This window comes from Arthrobacter rhombi, assembly GCF_039526245.1.
GTDB classification, from domain to species: domain Bacteria; phylum Actinomycetota; class Actinomycetes; order Actinomycetales; family Micrococcaceae; genus Arthrobacter_H; species Arthrobacter_H rhombi.
The window spans coordinates 49,343-65,343 of the sequence record NZ_BAAAIV010000025.1 but is presented as its reverse complement, the minus strand read 5'-3'; the positions used below and the strand labels follow the sequence as shown (position 1 = coordinate 65,343).

The 16,001-nt window shown below is 66.7% G+C and carries 16 protein-coding genes and 1 tRNA gene; 6 read left to right on the top strand and 11 right to left on the bottom strand.

The features are described 5' to 3' along the window. Positions 1 to 38: 38 nt before the first annotated feature. Genes ABD088_RS15990 through ABD088_RS15965 form a run of 6 tightly spaced genes read right to left on the bottom strand, consistent with a single transcriptional unit; the run spans position 39 to position 7,418 of the window. Positions 39 to 1,880, bottom strand: coding sequence for a protein kinase domain-containing protein (locus ABD088_RS15990; RefSeq protein ID WP_343902965.1), 1,842 nt, complete (start codon positions 1,878 to 1,880; stop codon positions 39 to 41). After that, positions 1,877 to 3,325, bottom strand: coding sequence for a penicillin-binding transpeptidase domain-containing protein (locus ABD088_RS15985; protein ID WP_343902964.1), 1,449 nt, complete (start codon positions 3,323 to 3,325; stop codon positions 1,877 to 1,879). The genes ABD088_RS15990 and ABD088_RS15985 overlap by 4 nt, the downstream gene beginning before the upstream one ends. Next, a complete protein-coding gene (locus tag ABD088_RS15980; RefSeq protein ID WP_343902963.1) occupies positions 3,322 to 4,791 on the bottom strand; it encodes an FtsW/RodA/SpoVE family cell cycle protein in 1,470 nt (489 codons plus the stop codon). Before ABD088_RS15980 ends, ABD088_RS15985 begins: the two co-directional genes overlap by 4 nt. Continuing rightward, a complete protein-coding gene (locus tag ABD088_RS15975; protein WP_425546034.1) occupies positions 4,788 to 6,200 on the bottom strand; it encodes a PP2C family protein-serine/threonine phosphatase in 1,413 nt (470 codons plus the stop codon). Before ABD088_RS15975 ends, ABD088_RS15980 begins: the two co-directional genes overlap by 4 nt. 1 nt (position 6,201) lies before the next feature. Beyond that, entirely contained in the window at positions 6,202 to 6,684 is a 483-nt protein-coding gene (locus tag ABD088_RS15970) for an FHA domain-containing protein FhaB/FipA (RefSeq protein WP_343902961.1), read from the bottom strand. Next, the gene (locus tag ABD088_RS15965) at positions 6,681 to 7,418 is read right to left on the bottom strand and encodes an FHA domain-containing protein (protein WP_343902960.1); all 738 of its coding nucleotides are present in this window, start codon (positions 7,416 to 7,418) and stop codon (positions 6,681 to 6,683) included. Before ABD088_RS15965 ends, ABD088_RS15970 begins: the two co-directional genes overlap by 4 nt. 278 nt (positions 7,419 to 7,696) lie before the next feature. Between ABD088_RS15965 and ABD088_RS15960 the strand changes: the two genes are divergently transcribed. From ABD088_RS15960 to ABD088_RS15945, 4 genes are all read left to right on the top strand, one after another. Next, positions 7,697 to 7,780: transfer RNA gene (locus ABD088_RS15960), tRNA-Leu, on the top strand. Positions 7,781 to 7,886: 106 nt separating this feature from the next. Beyond that, the gene (locus tag ABD088_RS15955) at positions 7,887 to 8,876 is read left to right on the top strand and encodes an MsnO8 family LLM class oxidoreductase (RefSeq protein ID WP_343902959.1); all 990 of its coding nucleotides are present in this window, start codon (positions 7,887 to 7,889) and stop codon (positions 8,874 to 8,876) included. 135 nt (positions 8,877 to 9,011) lie between these two features. Further along, positions 9,012 to 9,710 (top strand): dienelactone hydrolase family protein, encoded by a 699-nt coding sequence (locus ABD088_RS15950; RefSeq protein ID WP_343902958.1) that lies wholly within the window; start codon positions 9,012 to 9,014, stop codon positions 9,708 to 9,710. A 59-nt stretch (positions 9,711 to 9,769) separates the two neighbouring features. After that, on the top strand, positions 9,770 to 10,204 hold the full coding sequence (locus ABD088_RS15945; RefSeq protein ID WP_343902957.1) for a universal stress protein: 435 nt from the start codon (positions 9,770 to 9,772) through the stop codon (positions 10,202 to 10,204). Between the two features lie 77 nt (positions 10,205 to 10,281). Here the strand turns inward: ABD088_RS15945 and ABD088_RS15940 are convergent, their stop codons facing one another. After that, complete coding sequence (locus ABD088_RS15940) at positions 10,282 to 10,683, bottom strand: DUF5997 family protein (protein WP_343902956.1); 402 nt, start codon at positions 10,681 to 10,683, stop codon at positions 10,282 to 10,284. A gap of 40 nt (positions 10,684 to 10,723) precedes the next feature. Here ABD088_RS15940 and ABD088_RS15935 point away from each other — a divergent pair, with 40 nt between their 5' ends. Beyond that, a complete protein-coding gene (locus ABD088_RS15935; protein ID WP_343902955.1) occupies positions 10,724 to 11,473 on the top strand; it encodes a substrate-binding domain-containing protein in 750 nt (249 codons plus the stop codon). Positions 11,474 to 11,566: 93 nt separating this feature from the next. On the opposite strand, the gene ABD088_RS15930 is transcribed toward ABD088_RS15935, so the two are convergent. After that, the gene (locus ABD088_RS15930) at positions 11,567 to 12,967 is read right to left on the bottom strand and encodes a GntP family permease (RefSeq protein ID WP_343902954.1); all 1,401 of its coding nucleotides are present in this window, start codon (positions 12,965 to 12,967) and stop codon (positions 11,567 to 11,569) included. Between the two features lie 33 nt (positions 12,968 to 13,000). After that, positions 13,001 to 13,546 carry a gluconokinase gene (locus ABD088_RS15925; protein ID WP_343902953.1) on the bottom strand — a complete coding sequence of 182 codons (546 nt, stop codon included), beginning with the start codon at positions 13,544 to 13,546 and terminating at the stop codon, positions 13,001 to 13,003. A gap of 128 nt (positions 13,547 to 13,674) precedes the next feature. On the opposite strand from ABD088_RS15925, the gene ABD088_RS15920 reads away from it, so the two are divergent. Further along, positions 13,675 to 14,400 (top strand): FadR/GntR family transcriptional regulator, encoded by a 726-nt coding sequence (locus tag ABD088_RS15920; RefSeq protein ID WP_343902952.1) that lies wholly within the window; start codon positions 13,675 to 13,677, stop codon positions 14,398 to 14,400. A gap of 28 nt (positions 14,401 to 14,428) precedes the next feature. On the opposite strand, the gene ABD088_RS15915 is transcribed toward ABD088_RS15920, so the two are convergent. Both ABD088_RS15915 and ABD088_RS15910 read right to left on the bottom strand, forming a co-directional pair. Next, positions 14,429 to 14,566: an MFS transporter small subunit gene (locus ABD088_RS15915; RefSeq protein WP_343902951.1), complete on the bottom strand. Its 138-nt coding sequence runs from the start codon at positions 14,564 to 14,566 to the stop codon at positions 14,429 to 14,431. Continuing rightward, the gene (locus ABD088_RS15910; RefSeq protein WP_343902950.1) at positions 14,566 to 15,954 is read right to left on the bottom strand and encodes an OFA family MFS transporter; all 1,389 of its coding nucleotides are present in this window, start codon (positions 15,952 to 15,954) and stop codon (positions 14,566 to 14,568) included. The genes ABD088_RS15915 and ABD088_RS15910 overlap by 1 nt, the downstream gene beginning before the upstream one ends. Positions 15,955 to 16,001 lie beyond the last annotated feature (47 nt).

Below are 16,001 nucleotides of genomic sequence, written 5' to 3'. Positions count from 1 at the left end.
CTCTGCGCACCCTGGGGGTGTACTTGGGGTCTTATCGGTTACGGGGTCGGCTTCGAACCCGCGGCATCGGGTGCCTGGGGTGCCGTCGTGATCGGGGTTGTCGGCAGTGGAGCGGATTCCTTCTTCGTGGACTCGGGCGCGCTGGAACTGGTTGTGCGGGTCGCCGGCGCAGATTTGGTCGAGCTCGCTGGCTCGCTGCTCGGCGTGGAGCTGCTTGATTCGGCGCTGGAGCTGGGGGAGGGAGCTACCGCGTAGGTAAGCCGGACGACGTCGCCGCGATTGAGGGTACCGGTCGGCTCGACCCTGATGACGGTGTTCTCCGGCTTGTCGCTCTCGGCGCCTTCCACGGAAACCTTGAGACCCTTTGCCAGCAACGCGCCCCGCGCCACCTCGAGCTGTTTGCCCAGGTATTCGTTGGCATTGACCTCGACCGTCTGTGCGGAAGACGAGGCGGGCTCACTGGTGCGCGAGGAAATCGCGCTGGATGAAGCGGATGTCATCGAGCTGGAAGACGACGACGGGGACTCCGACGTGGAAGCCGACGAGGAAGAAGACGTTGCCGCGGGGGTGTCGTTCCCCGCGCTGTTGCCCGTGAACAGTGGGACCAGCCACACAGCGAGCAGGGCCAGGACGACAAGGATGAGCAGCGCAATCAACGGCCACTTCCACGGACTGCCCCCCGACTGGCGCGGAGGCTTGCCCCCTGATCCACCCGAACCTCCGGCCGCAGCTGCGGTGGAATCGTCGTCCGGATCCCAGTCCTTACTGGCGCCGAGGACTGAATTGAAGTCTTCGCCGTGGCGGTTCGACGCGTTGGCGGCACTGGCGCCGGCTACAGCTCCAGCTGCTGCCGCACCTCCTGCGGTGGCGCCCTGGACGGTGGTGGAGGGCCCAGCCACGGTAGGTAGCGCACTGGTAGTGGGCTCCGCTGCAACCGCGGACGCGGCCCGCGGGTTGGCACGGGTAGGGGTGTCGGCCATCGGTACTGCCTGGGTGGCCTCGCCGGGTCCAGCATCCAGGAACGGGATGATGCCAGGCACGGCAGCGCGCGCCGCATCGATGTTTCCTGCGCGGATGGCGTCGGCCGCTTCCGCAAGTTTGGTGGCGGTTGCGGGTCGGGCCGCGGGGTCCTTGGCGAGCATCGACATGATGAGCGCTCGGTGGTTTGCCGGGATGGACTCATCCAGCGGCGGCGGGTTGTCGTTGACCTGGGCGAGGGCAATCGCAATCTGAGATTCACCGGTAAACGGACGACGGCCTGCGAGGCATTCGTAGCCGATGACGCCCAGCGAGTAGATGTCGGAAGAGCCAGTCGCCTGCTGGCCGGTCGCCTGTTCGGGTGCCAGGTACTGGGCCGTACCCATGACTTGTCCGGTGGCTGTCAACGGGACCTGGTCGGCGATGCGTGCGATGCCGAAGTCGGTGATCTTGACCCTGCCGTCCGGCAGGATCAGGAGGTTTCCCGGCTTGACGTCACGGTGGACCAGGCCCTGGGCGTGTGCGGCGGCCAGGGCGCGCGCCGTTTGGGCGATGATCGACAGTGTCCGATCTGGCGACATGACCTTTTCGCGCTCGATGATCGCCGAAAGCGGCTGGCCGGGGACCAGTTCCATCACCAGATAGGCGGATCCGCCCTCTTCGCCGTAGTCGAACACGTTGGCAATGCCAATGTGGTTCAACAGGGCCGTGTGACGTGCCTCGGCGCGGAAGCGCTGGAGGAACCCGGGGTCACCGGTGTATTCCTCCTTGAGGATCTTGATGGCCACGATGCGTCCGAGGATCTGGTCTCGTGCCTTCCAGACCTCCCCCATGCCGCCGATGGCTATCCGATCGGTCAACTGGAACCGACCGCCCAGCGTGATACCCGATGTAGGCCTCACTTGTTGAACACCGCCTCTAGGATCTTCTTCAGGTTGGGACTGGTCAGGTTGTGGCCGGTCGCGTAATCAGTCTTCTCAATAACTATGGTGACAGCCACCTGCGGGTCATCCGCGGGGGCGAAGCCGGTGATCCATGAATTGACCCGGTTGGTACCGTCACCCAATTGCGCCGTGCCGGTCTTCGCCGCGATGTCCAGCCCGGGGATCTTCGCCTTGTAGGCGGTACCGCCCTCGAGCGGACCCCGCATCAGTTCAGTGACCTGGTTGGCGACGTCCTTCGACGTTGCCGTGCTGAACTCCTCCGGTTTGGGCTGGCTGATGACACTGAGGTCCGGTGCAATGACCTGCTTGACCAGGTTCGGTTTCATGATCACCCCGTCGTTGGCGATGCCCATGGCCACCATGTTCATTTGCAAGGGTGTAGCCCTGACGTCGTATTGACCGATCGACGCGAGACCCAGCTGGGCCGAATCCATGTCGGTCGGGAAGGAACTGGGGGTCACCCGGAGGGGGATCTGTAGTTGTTGGCCGAAGCCGAATCGCTCTGTCACATCCCGCAAGGCGTCCTGCCCCACCGCCTGGCTCATTGCCACGAACGGGGTGTTGCAGCTCTGGGCGACGATGAAGGCGAGCTTGGCCCGTGTTTGGTTGGCACAGATTCCCTCACCGAAATTGGTGACAGGCTTGCCGGCTCCGGGAACGGTGATGGACTTCGGATTCTCATACTGGTCGTTCAGGTTGTATTTGCCGGATTCGATCCCCGCGACGAGGTCAAGGATCTTGAACGTGGAACCGGGTGCGATCAGGTGGCCGGTGGCGGGGTTGATGTTGGGGCTCAGGCCCTGGGTCTTGAGAATCTCCGCCATGTTCGCCGAGGCCTTGGCGCCGCTGTGAACAGCGAGGAGGTTGGTGTCGAAGCTGGGCTTGGAAACCATGGCGAGGATGTTCCCGGTCTTGGGTTCCGAGACGATGATCGTCCCCTGTTGTCCGTCGGGAATGAGGTCGTAGGCGGTCTTCTGCAGTTTGGGGTCGATGGTCAGCTCGACTGAGGCGCCTTCGTCCTGCTGGCCGGTCAGCATGTTGACCATGCGCTTGTAGAACTGCGAGTCGCTCTGACCAGTCAACTCGTCATCCATCACGCCTTCGAGCATGTTGGCCCCGTAGGTCAACGAGTAGAACCCGGTCAGGTGGGAGTAGAGCTTCGGGTCGGCATAGGTTCGCTGGTAGTCGAACTGGTCGTGGGATGCGACCGACTCTGCAATCGGCTTTCCATCGACCAGGATGGCGCCGCGGGCCAGATCAAAGTTCTTGAAGAGCTGACGCGTGTTCAAGGGGTTCGAGTTCAGATCCTTGACGGCGAAGAACTGGATGTAGCTCAGCGCCCCGAAGACGAGGACGAACAGGGCGATGATGGCGATCCACACGTGGCGAAGGGCGGTGTTCATGCGCTGTCCCCCTTTCGTCTTGTCGTAGTCACTTTGGAAGTCGGGGCCTTTCCCCGGCGCCTGGCCAATTCTTCCTCGCGTTCCTTGGCCCGGGCACTGATGTCCGGACCGGCTGCGGCCATGTCGCGTTCATTCAACGGGCCGGTGGCGGCGGGCCGGCGTGCATTATGCGAAACCAGCAGCAGCAACGCCACGATGATCCAGTTCGATAGAAGGGACGACCCGCCTGCTGACATGAAGGGTGTTGTCAGACCGGTCAGCGGGATCATCAGGGTCACCCCGCCCATGACCACGAAGCACTGCAGTCCGATGGTGAAGGACAAGCCAGCGGCCAGGAGCTTGCCAAACGAATCCCGGCTGCCCAGCCCCGCACGAATACCGCGGCTGATGATGATGACAAAGAGCAGGATGATGGCGACGAGTCCGATGAGGCCCAGTTCCTCACCCAATGCCGTGATGATCATGTCGGAATTGGCGAGCGGCACCAGATCCGGTCGGCCGTTGCCAATGCCGGTGCCGAAGAGTCCACCGTTGGAGAGGCCGAAGAGCCCCTGGACGATCTGTCGGCTGCCGCCATAACGCTGGTCGTATACGTCCGGGTCAAAGGCATTGAGCCAGGAGTTCAGTCGTAGGGCCACGTGGGACATGACCTGGGAAGCGAAGACACCGGCGACCACCACCATGACCAGGCCGATGACGATCCAGCTGATGCGGCCAGTCGCGACGTAGATCATCACCATGAACAGCCCGAAGAAGAGAATCGAGGATCCGAGGTCGCTTTGCATGACCAGGACACCGATGCTGACCAGCCAGGCAATCACCATGGGACCAAGGTCCTTCAGGCGGGGAAGCTGAAGTGGTCCGACCTTCCGGCCGGCAAGCAGAATCAGGTCGCGGTGGGTCGATAGGTAACCGGCGAAGAACAACGCCAAGCTGATTTTGGCCAGCTCTCCGGGCTGGAAGGAGAAGGGGCCGACACCGATCCAGATGCGTGCACCGTTGATCTCCTTTCCGACGCCCGGAATCAGCGGCAAGATCAGTAGCAGCGCGCTGATGGCGAGGAAGATGTAGGGCGCTCGTCGGAGGATGCGATGATCGCGCACCGCGAGCAGGGTGATGATGGCTGCAGCCATGGCGACGCCGGTCCACAGGAGTTGCCGTGTGGCCGCGTTGTCGTCGTTCACCAGGTCGAGGCGGTGGATCATGGCGATGCCGATGCCGTTGAGTGCCACCACACACGGAAGGATGATCGGATCGGCATATTTGGTAAAGATGCGCAGCACGATGTGCATGACCAGGGCCATGCCGGCCAATACGGCACCTTGGGTGATAAACCCCTTGTCGAGGCCATCCGGATTGCTGAGGCTCACCAGGTAGTTCGCGCCCACCGCAACGATGAGGGCCAAAATCAGTAGTACGAGTTCGGTGTTTCGCCGCGGAATGGGCGCAGTCTGGATTTCGCTCACGGTGTCACCTCCTGACAGTAGCTGGGCAGAGTCGGTGGCGTGTCCCCGCTCTGGGGGTTGGCCGGAACGATGACCGGGCAGGCTTGCTTGGCGCTGATGAGCAGCTCGGAGACGATGTCCTGGGCATGTGACAGATCACGGGCGGCCAAGGAGTTCCTCAAGCGCTGCTGTGTGTAAGAGGGCAAGGCCTGGGTGGGGATTTGCGTGACGGAGTCGACGTGGGACAGCTCGATCGGGCCGAGGTCCTGGGCGACGCCGTTGAAGATGGCGACCTTGCCGTTGTAGTCGGCAACGTAGTACTGCGTTTGCGTCCAGGCATATCCGAACCAGAGGACGGAGGCGAGGATGAGCCCCATCAGCGTGAGGAACGTCGGGATGAGCCATCCGCGATGAGCCGGCCGGCGGGTGGGATCGTATTCGCGTGCCTGGACCCCATCCTCTGGCTGGGACGCCTTATGCGTGAGGATGGCAGCAGCGCGCTTCTCCGCCGAGCGCTGGGTGACCATGGGAATCTGCCCGGTCTTCGTCGCCAAGTCTGCTGCCCCGACCAGGACGTGGGGACGTATGGACATCTCGTGCCGGATGATGGCCGCGCTGGCCTCCACATCGCCGTCCTGGGCGACCTGGAGCTGTCCCGTGTCCGGAGCGGGCTCGGGTACCGGCGGCATGCCGGGCTCATCGTCCACCGTATCTTCGGTGACTTCCACCATGACGATGGTGATGTTGTCGGGGGATCCGTGGTCCAGGGTCACCTCGACCAAGGCATCCACGATCTGCTGGAGCGAGCCACCCTGGCGGATGATGCGCTCGGTGGTCGCATCCGGAACGACGGCGTTGAGGCCGTCGGAGCAGAGGAGCCACCGTTCTCCGGGGGCCACCTGATACTGGTCGATATCCAGTTCCGGGCTGGCATCTGAGTCGCCGAGAACGCGCATCAGCACGTTCTTGTGGGGGTGGTGCTCGGCTTCCTCGGGGCGTAGCCGGCCCTCATCGACGAGCCGCTGGACGAAGGTATGGTCCTTGCTGACCTGTTCGAAGACGTCGTTCTTGAAGCGGTAGGCCCGTGAGTCACCGATGTGTGCGTACTGGAACCGGTCGCCGGTCAGCAGCAGGGCAGTCACTGTGGTGCCCATTCCGGAGAGCTTGGGATTTGCGGTCACTAGGTCGTTGAGGATCGAGTTCGCGGTTTGGATCTCATCGGGGAGGACGGTTTCGATGTCGTGCGTCGTCTCCTGGTCCAGATGCACGAGGTCCAGGACGGTCGAGGCGGACGCGACGTCGCCACCCACGTGTCCGCCCATTCCGTCGGCCACCACTGCCAGATAGCGACCGGCGTAGCCCGAGTCGTCGTTCTTGGCGCGCACCTTTCCAACATCCGAACGCGCTGCAAACCGCAACGTGAGCGCCATACTACGGCCTCAACTCCATGACGGTTTTCCCGATCCGGATGGTCTGTCCGATGTCCACGGGCTGAGCGCGGGTCAACTGTGAATCGCCGAGATAGGTGCCATTCGTTGACCCCAAGTCCTCGATGAACCACCGGCTTCCCTGCGGGAAGAGGCGGGCATGACGGCCCGATGCGTAGTCGTCTTCGAGGACGACGGTTGCCTCCTGGGCCCGGCCGAGCAGGATCGGGCTCGCTGCCAGTTCGAGGGTGGTCCCCGCGAGCGGGCCCTCGATGATGGCCAGGGTATGAGCCGACTTCTTGGGGGTGGGTGCCGGTTCGGGGGCAAGATCGGGATTCTTGCGGACCTCGCGAGCCGTCGGTTCACCCGTCTTCGCCTTCTTGCCGATGGACAGGTCACGGCGGAGTGCGGTGATGATGCTCAGGATCAGGATCCACAACAGGATCAGGAAGCCGAGCCGCAAAGCCGTCAGTACGAGGTCGCTCATGCGCTGCCTCCAGTGCGCTGGGGGACGAGCCGGTAGGTGATGCGGGTGCGCCCCATGGTGACGATCGAGCCGTCGAAGAGCTCCTCGCGGCCCTGGACGCGTTGTCCGTTCACGTAGCTTCCGTTGGTGGACCCCAGGTCCACGGCCCAGGCGCGGTTGCCGTCCCGCACGATTTCAACGTGGCGGCGTGACGTCCCCGGGTCGTCGACGGGGATGTCCGCATCGGCGGAGCGCCCCAGGACGACGGAGTCTGCATTCAGGGCATAGCGCTGTCCATTGATATCCAGGACGGCCTGCTGGTTGGCCGGGGGACGCGGAGGCGACTGGGGCGCCTTCGGCGGTGCGGCGGGTGTCGTCGTGGCTGACTTTTCCATGGTGGCGTCAATGCTGAACGTGCCGGCCTTGACGGACTCATCCCGGTTGAAGGAGACACTGACGGGACCTTGCAGTGTGTATTGCTGGGATCGCGCGTGCTTGACGGCGACATCGCAGAGTTCCTCGGCGAGGGTGGCGCCCCATTGACGGGCCCGCTCGAAGTCGCTGGTGCCCAGCCGGACCTTGAAGGCATTCGGGGCCAGGGTGCGGCCCTGGGCGAGGGCCAAGGTCCGGTTGTCCATCTCGTTGCGCAGCTGGCTGGCGATCTCCACGGGCTGTACCGCAGCGGAGCCGGAACCCCGGAAGACGCTGGTCACCAGCTTTTCGAGACCGCGCTCAACGTTGTCCACTACACCCATGGGCGCTGCTCCTCTCGAAGTCGGTTGTCCTGTACGCCGCTCCGGTCACGGAGCGTGACGAAACAGCCGGCCGGGGGCCTGTGCTTGTCCGATACTACTTGCCCCATCTGGGAATCAGCCCGAGGAAGTTGGCATCGCTTCCATAACGCAACGCGTTTTGGGGGGTTTTCGGTTCCCCCACGTGCTCCGCATCACAGAAGAACCGACGATTAGGCGATGCCGTCCGCGGGTGGTTATGATTGATCTCGCTGTTCCGGGGAAACCCGAACCAGCGACTCGCGCGAGTGGCGGAATTGGCAGACGCGCTGGCTTCAGGTGCCAGTGCCCGCAAGGGCGTGGGGGTTCAAGTCCCCCCTCGCGCACGAGTTTCGAGGATGTCCTCCTTCCGGATCACGGAAGGAGGACATTTTTTTGTGTGCCGCCGGCCGGGTCCCGGAATATGCGGGCACGACGCAGGTTGTACCTTGCATGACCACCTTGCCCCCGCTGTCCATCCTGGATCGCGCCCTGGCCCGTTCCGGAACGGGCGAATCCGCAGCCCTGCAGTCCGTGCTCGATCGGGCGCGCGGGATCGACGGCCAGGGCATCTCGAGGTTCTGGGTGGCCGAACACCATGGGGTCCCGGGCATTGCCGGATCGGCTCCCGCCGTATTGATGGCTGCGGTGGCCGCCGCTACCTCGCGGGTCCGTGTGGGGGCCGGGGGGATCATGGTGCCGAACCACCAGCCGCTGGTGGTTGCCGAGCAGTTCTCGACGCTGGACCAGCTGCATCCCGGGCGCATCGATCTGGGCGTGGGCCGCTCACTGGGTTTCACCCCGGCGGTCCGCGCCGGTCTGCGCACCACCACGTATGGGGACGCCGCATTCGCGGCTGACCTGGCCGAACTGGGCTGCTACCTGGCCGGTACGGCTCCGTTCACCTCCCGGCCTCGGCCCGCGGGCCGGATTCCCCTGTTCATCCTGGCCACCCGCAGTGGTGCCGCGATCGCCGCCCAGGCCGGTGCCGGCGTCGTGCTCGGGGGACCGGTCCTGGACGACCCCCAGCGGGCCCGGGCCACCGTGGAGGCGTATCGGCAGGCGTTCAGGGCATCCGAGTGTGGCGATCGACCGTACGTGATGATCGCCGTGAACGTGGCGGCCGCCGATACCGACGAGCGGGCCCGTGGGCTGCTGCTTCCGGAGGCCTGGGCGATGGCGCAGTCGCGGACGCTGGGTGAGTTCCGTGCCCTGGAGCCGGTGGACACCGTCAGGGCCCGGCAGATGAGCGCCCGCCAGCGGGGGCTGGTCGATCATCACCTGGACGCGGCGGTGCATGGCACGGGAGCGGTGGTCCGGGAGCGGTTGGCCGAACTCGCGGCCCTGACCGGTGCCGACGAGCTCCTGCTGACCGGCGCCACCCACGACCTGGATGACCAGGCGCGATCTGACATGATCCTGGCCGGGTTGGCGCAGGAATGAACCCCCGCGGGGCATCGGGGCGCCCTGAGGTGGATTGCGCCGGTGACGAATACCCGCCGTCGGAGGAGACCGACGCCACACCCTCTGCATAGACTGGGGACGCCCCAGCGATCGTCGTCAAAGAGGAGTGCACCCGTGGCAGAAAAGTCAGCACATCAGAACGTCACCTTTCCCTCCGTCGGCCAGCAGGCCCACGGCTATCTGGCCACTCCGGATTCCGGTAGCGGACCCGGGGTGATCGTCATCCAGGAGTGGTGGGGCCTGACCGACCATGTCCGTGACGTGGCCGACCGGCTGGCCGCCGAGGGCTTCGTCGCCCTGGCCCCGGACCTCTACGGCGGGTGGATCACCCACGACGGCGACGAGGCCGCCGAGATGATGCAGAAGCTTCCCGAGGAGGAAGGCGCCCGGCTGCTCGCCGGGGCCGTGGACTACCTGCTGGGACTCGAGGCGGTCACCAGCTCGAAGGTCTCGGCCATAGGATTCTGCATGGGCGGGGGATTCGTCCTGGCCCTGGCCGCCCAGCAGGGGGAGCGGATCGCCGCCGCCGTCCCGTTCTATGGTGTCGGGCAGGGGGTTCCGGCGTCGTTTGCCGGGGTCCGGGCCGCGATCCAGGGCCACTATGCCACGGAGGACACCTCCTTCCCGGTGGACCAGGCACGCGCCCAGGAACAGCAGATCCGCGACGAATCCGGCGCCGATGTGACCTACTACTACTATGAAGCCCCGCACGCGTTCCATAATGATGGGAACCCGCAGGGGAACTACCGCCCGGAGGCGGCCCGGCAGGCCTGGGAACGGGCCGTCGGATTCCTCCGGGAAAAGACCAGCTAGACCACGCAAGACCAACGGGTGGGGCGCTACCGGCGCCGCACCAGACAGGGAGGAAACACATGTCAGGAACAGTCATCGTCGGTGTGGACGGCAGCGAGACGGCGAACAAGGCAGCCACGCGGGCGGCCACCGTCGCGGCCGGGTTGGGCGCCGATCTCATGGTGATCACCGCACACACCAAGGACAACACCGAGGTCGTCCAGATCGGCAGCGACACCTGGATCCTCGACGACGCCGAGCAGGCGCAGAAGCTCGCCGAGAAGTCCGCCACCAAGTTGCGCGAACTCGTGCCGGGCGCGAGCATCAAGGCAGCAGCCGTCAAGGGCAAGCCGCAGGATGCCCTCGTCGAGGAAGCCAGCCGCCTCGGCGCGCAGCTCATCGTCGTCGGCAACGTCGGCATGAAGGGCCTGGGCCGCGTCCTGGGCAGCGTCGCCTCCAGCGTCGCGCTGAACGCCCCGTGCGACGTCTACATCGTGAAGACGGCCAGCAAGTAGCTCCGCACGTCAAACGGCGCCTGTCCCCCGCGGGGAACAGGCGCCGTTTCACGTTCAGGGCCGATGCCGGTGGGGCGTTACCGGCCCTCTGCGGCGCGCGCGGCCGCCTTCTGGGCCGCGGCTTCGCGCACGCGGGTCTCCTCGGCGCGGACGGCGGCCATGCTGGCGCGTTCGTTTTGCAGCCACTCGGGCCGATCGGCGAGCAGCGCCTCGATCTGCTCCGTGGTCAGCGCCTCCTCGACGCCTCCCCGGGACAGCCCGGAAATGCTCACGTTCAGCTTCTGGGCCACCACGGGGCGCGGGTGCGGGCCGTTCTGGCGCAACTCCACCAGCCATTCGGGCGGTTCGTTCATCAGTTCGTCCAGCGCGGACCGCGTGATGGGCCCCTCCTGGAATGCGGCAGGCGTGGCGGGCAGGTACACGCCCAGCTTCTTGGCGGCGGTGGCCGGTTTCATGCTCTGCGGGGTTTTCTGGCTCATCCCCCCAGCGTACCCGGGCCCGGACGGTAGGCTGGCCTGCGTGGCAGAGCTGAGAATTGCGTTCGTCCCCGGCGTGACCCCGGGAAAGTGGCTGGAGCGTTGGCGGGAACGCCACCCGGAGGTGCCGGTCACCGCAACCCGGTACGACGACGGGGCAGACCCGCGCGGGTTGCTCGCCTCCGGCGATGCCGACCTGGTCTTCCTGCGGTTCGACGACGGGGTGAAGCCGGCCGACGCCACCACCCACGTCATCCCGCTCTATGAGGAGCTGCCCGTGGTGTGCGCCCCCCGCGAGCACGAGGTCGAACTCTACGACGACGAGGTGCCGTGGTCCGAGCTGGACGGGCAGACCTGGCTGGACCTGGCCGACTATCCGCCCGCCGTCGGCGGAACCGCCATGGCCGTGGAGGTGGTCGGCACCGGTGCCGGGCTGCTGGTGCTGCCCATGTCGGTGGGACGGCTGTACCGGCGCAAGGATGTGGTGCAGAAGATCCTCACCGGCGTCCCCTCGACCCGGATCGGCGTGGCGTGGCTCAAGCCGATCGGCGACGAGCCGGAGGACCCCCAGGTGGAGGAGTTCATCGGGATCGTGCGCGGCCGCGGTGCCAACTCCTCCCGCCAGCCCTCCGTGCAGGAGCGTGAGCGCCGGGAGGCCGACGCCGCCCAGCGCAAGCGCCAGCGCAGCCCCCAGGAGTCCTCCCGCGGCGGTGCCCGCACGAGCGGCAAGCGCCCCGGCGGCGGGTCCACCGGCTCCAAGCGCCGTGGCGGCCCCGCCCGCGGACGCCGGTAGCCCCCCGAACCCACCGTCCCACCGGACGCACGAGGGCCCCGCACCGCGGCATCGGAAGGTGCTGCCGTGCGGGGCCCAGCGGTGATGGACCGGCTAGCCGATCGAGGCGAACCCGAAGACCACCGCGGCGAGGGCGAAGCCGACCACGCCGATCAGGGTCTCCAGCACCGTCCACGTCTTCAGCGTGGTCTTCACATCCATGTCGAAGAAGCGGCCCACCAGCCAGAAGCCCGAATCGTTCACGTGCGACATGATCACCGAACCGGCGGCCACGGCCACGACCATCGTGGCCAGCTGGATGTCGTTCAGCCCGGCGGCGGCGACGGCCGGGGCCAGCAGGCCGGCGGCGGTGGTCAACGCGACGGTGGCCGAGCCCTGGGCGACGCGCAGGATGCCGGAAATCAGGAAGCCCGCGAGGATCAGCGGGACGCCGAGGTCCCCGAGCACGTTGGCCAGGGCGTCGCCGATGCCCGAGGTGCGCAGGACGCCGCCGAACATGCCGCCGGCACCGGTGATCAGGATGACCGAGCAGACCGGGCCCAACGCCTTTTCCATGACCTGCTCGATGGCGGTCTTGGCCATGCCGCGGCGCATGCCGAGCACGACGGCGGCGACCAGCAGGGCGATCAGCAGGGCCACCGGGGTTTCGCCGATCGCACGCAGCAGCTGGAACCAGGTGTCTTCCGTGACGGTTTCCGGCAGCACGCCGCCGGAGGCCAGCGTGTTCAGACCGGTGTTCAGGAAGATCAGGACCAGGGGCAGCAGCAGCACGGCCAGGACGGTGCCGAAGGCCGGCGGGTTCGCCTCGTGTTCGGCATCGGCCTCACCGAGCAGGGACGGGATCGGCAGTTCCCACTTGTGCCCGGCCCACTTGCCGAAGAGGTAGCTGGCCACGTACCAGGTCGGCAGCGCGACCACGAGCCCGATGAGCAGCACGTAGCCGACATTGGCATCGAAGAACTGGGAGGCGGCGACGGGGCCGGGGTGCGGCGGCACGAAGACGTGCATGACCGAGAACGCACCGGCGGCCGGCAGCCCGTAGAGCAGCACGCCGCCACCGAGCCGGCGCCCGACGGCGAAGACCACGGGCAGCATGACGACCAGGCCGGCGTCGAAGAAGATCGGGAAGCCGAAGATCAGCGAGGCGACGCCGAGGGCGAAGGGTGCCCGCTTCTCGCCGAAGACGTGGATCAGGTAGTCGGCCAGCACCTTGGCGCCGCCGGAGGTCTCCACGATGCGCCCGAGCATGGCGCCCAGGCCCACGAGCAGGGCGACGGAGGCCAGCGTGGAGCCGAAGCCGTCGGTGAGGACCTTCACGACGCTGCCGGCGGGGATGCCGGTGGCGAAGGCGGTCAGCAGGCTGACCAGGATCAGTGCCACGAAGGCATGGATCCTCAGTTTGATGATGAGCAGCAGCAGGACGACGATGGCGACGGCGGCGATGCCGAGCAGGGGTCCCGCACCCAGGGTCTGGGTCCAGTTCTCGATGGTCATGGGTTCTCCATTGGGGTGGGGTGGAACGTGGGGTCAGGAACGGGTGGTGGCCGCGGGGGCCAGGCCCAGGAGCGTGATGGCCCGGTCGGCGAGGGCCTCGGGGGTGGTGTCGTTGGGCAACGTGGTGCCGTCCTCGTCGGCGGCGAGGGGCTCGAGCGTTGCCAGCTGGCTGGCCAGCAGGGTGCCCGGCATGAAGTGGTCGGTGCGCTGCCCGAGGCGCCGGGCCAGCAGGTCGGCGTCCGCATCGACGTGCAGGAAGCGCACGACGCCGGTGGCCTCGCGCAGGAGCTCGCGGTAACTGCGTTTGAGGGCCGAGCAGGTGACGACGGTGCCGGGACCGCCGTCGTGCTCATCCATCCACTCCTTCAGGGTGGCGAGCCAGGGCCAGCGGTCGGCGTCATCCAGCGCGGTGCCGGCCGCCATCTTGGCGATGTTGGCCGGCGGGTGGAAGTCGTCGGCCTCGGCGGCGGGCCAGCCCAGCCGTTCGGCGAGCAGGGCGGCGACCGTGGTCTTCCCCGAACCGGAGACCCCCATGACCACGAGATGCGTGGTGGGGGTCGGGGGTGCCTGGTGTGGCATGTCATCTCCTGGAAAGGACGTCTTTGGCCTGCCGTCGGAACGGCTGGATAAAAGATAACACCTTAGAACCGACGAAAGATAGTACTAATGGTGATGAATATCGCGGGCTGAACCATAGGATGGTGGGCATGCAGATGCCCGCCGGAGCGATGGTGCTCCAGGAACCGATAGTCGACACGCTCGGCCGCGAGATCATTGACGGCCTCCTGCGCCCGGGGGACCGGTTGACGCTGGAATCGCTGCAGGCACGTTTCGGGGTGTCCCGCACCGTCATGCGCGACGGGATGCGGGTGCTGGAGTCGCTGCGGCTGGTGTATGCGAAGCGACGGATCGGGCTGGTGGTCCAGGAACCGCGCTTCTGGAACGCGTATGACCGGCGCGTGATCCGCTGGCGGCTGGCCGGGCCGGGGCGCGAACGCCAGTTCACCGAACTCACCGAATTGCGCGTGGCCGTCGAGCCGCTGGCCGCCGCCGGTGCCGCGCGTCGGGCACCGGAAGAGGCGCGCGCCGAGATCCTGCGGCTGGCCGCGGAGATGCGCCGGCTGGGCGAGGCGGGGGACCTGGAGGCCTTCCTGGCCGTGGACATCGCCTTCCACTCGTTGTTGCTGCAGGCCAGCGGGAACTCGATGTTCGCCGAGCTCGACGGGGTGGTGGCCGAGGTGCTGACCGGGCGCACCGAGCAGGGCCTGATGCCCTTCCATCCGCGCGCGAAGGCGCTGGACGAGCACGATGCGGTGGCCGCCGCGGTGGCCGCGGCCGACGGCCCCGGGGCCGAGGCGCACATGCAGGTCCTCGTCGACGAGGTGCGCGCCGCCCTCGAGGCGACGCTCACCGACGGGCAGCTCCCCGACTGAGCCGGGGAGCGCCGTCGTACCAGTCGTCCTACTGGAACAGCTGGCCCACGCGCGAGAGCGTCGTGACGATCCCGTAGATGAGCGGGATGCCCACCAGCAGCCAGCCGAAGACCAGCTGGGCGGGGTTCACGTGGACGGGGACATCGGTGGTTTCGGGGGTGTTCATCAGGCCTCCTGGGCGCTGGTCGTGGCGGTTTCACGCTCGGGTTCGTGGAACTTCGGGTCCACGGGGCGGATGAGCAAGGCGGCGACGAAGCCGACGATGAGCAGCACCACCATGGTCAGCAGCACCGGCAGGTAGTTGTGCGCGTTCATCGTGCCGGGCTTGCCCTGGGCGTCCAGCAGGCCGTTGACGATCAGCGGTCCGGCGATGCCGGCTGCCGACCAGGCGGTGAGCAGCCGGCCGTGGATGGCGCCGACCTGGAAGGTGCCGAAGAGGTCCTTCAGGTAGGCCGGCGCGGTGGAGAAACCGCCGCCGTAGAAACTGATGATCACGAACGCCAGCAGGATGAACAGCAGCGTGCTGGAGCCGCCGAAGAAGGCGAGGATGACGTAGAGCACCGCGCCGAGGCCGAGGTAGACCATGTAGATGTTCTTGCGCCCGATCACGTCCGAGGTGCTGGACCAGATGAAGCGCCCCGCCATGTTGCCGATGGAGAGCAGGCCCACGAACCCGCCGGCCACGCCGGCGGAGACCGCCGAGGCACCGTGTTCGGCCCGAAAGAAGTCCTGGATCATGGGCGATGCCTGTTCCAGGATGCCGATTCCGGCGGTGACGTTCAGGAACAGCGCGGTCCAGAGCAGCCAGAACTGCTTCGTCTTGATGGCGTTGGCCGCGGAGACGTGGCTGGTGGTGACCAGTTCGGAATGCTTGACCTGGGCCGGATCCCAGCCGTGGGGGCGCCAGCCCTCGGCCGGGACGCGGATGGCGAACACGCCGTACATCATGACGATGAAGTAGACGATGCCCAGCGTCACGAACAATTTCCCGACCGCGTCGCCGCTGGCGACCCAGCCCTCGGAGCCGGAGGCGGGGTCGAACGCCTTGAGCAGCTGCGTGGACAGCGGGGAGGCGATCAGCGCGCCGCCGCCGAAGCCCATGATCGCCATGCCGGTGGCCATGCCCGGGCGGTCCGGGAACCACTTGATCAGCGTGGAGACCGGTGAGATGTAGCCGATGCCCAGGCCGATGCCGCCCAGGAAGCCGTACCCCAGGTACACCAGCCACAGCTGTCCGGTGAAGATGCCCAGCGCCCCGACCAGGAACCCGACGGCCCAGAACGCCGCGGCCACGAACATCGACATGCGCGGGCCCGAACGTTCCACCCAGGTGCCCATGATGGCCGCCGAGAGGCCCAGCATGACGATCGCGATCGAGAAGATCACCCCGATGGCTGTCTGCGAGACCTCGAAGTGGCCGATCAGCGCCGTCTTGTAGACGCTGGTGGCGTACGCCTGGCCGATGCACAGGTGCACCGCCAGGGCGGCGGGCGGGATGAGCCACCGGTTGAACCCCGGAGGGGCGATGGAACGTGACCTGTCGAGAAACCCCATGGAACGTGCCTTCCGAAAATGGACGGGCCGCCGGTCGGCGGGTGCAA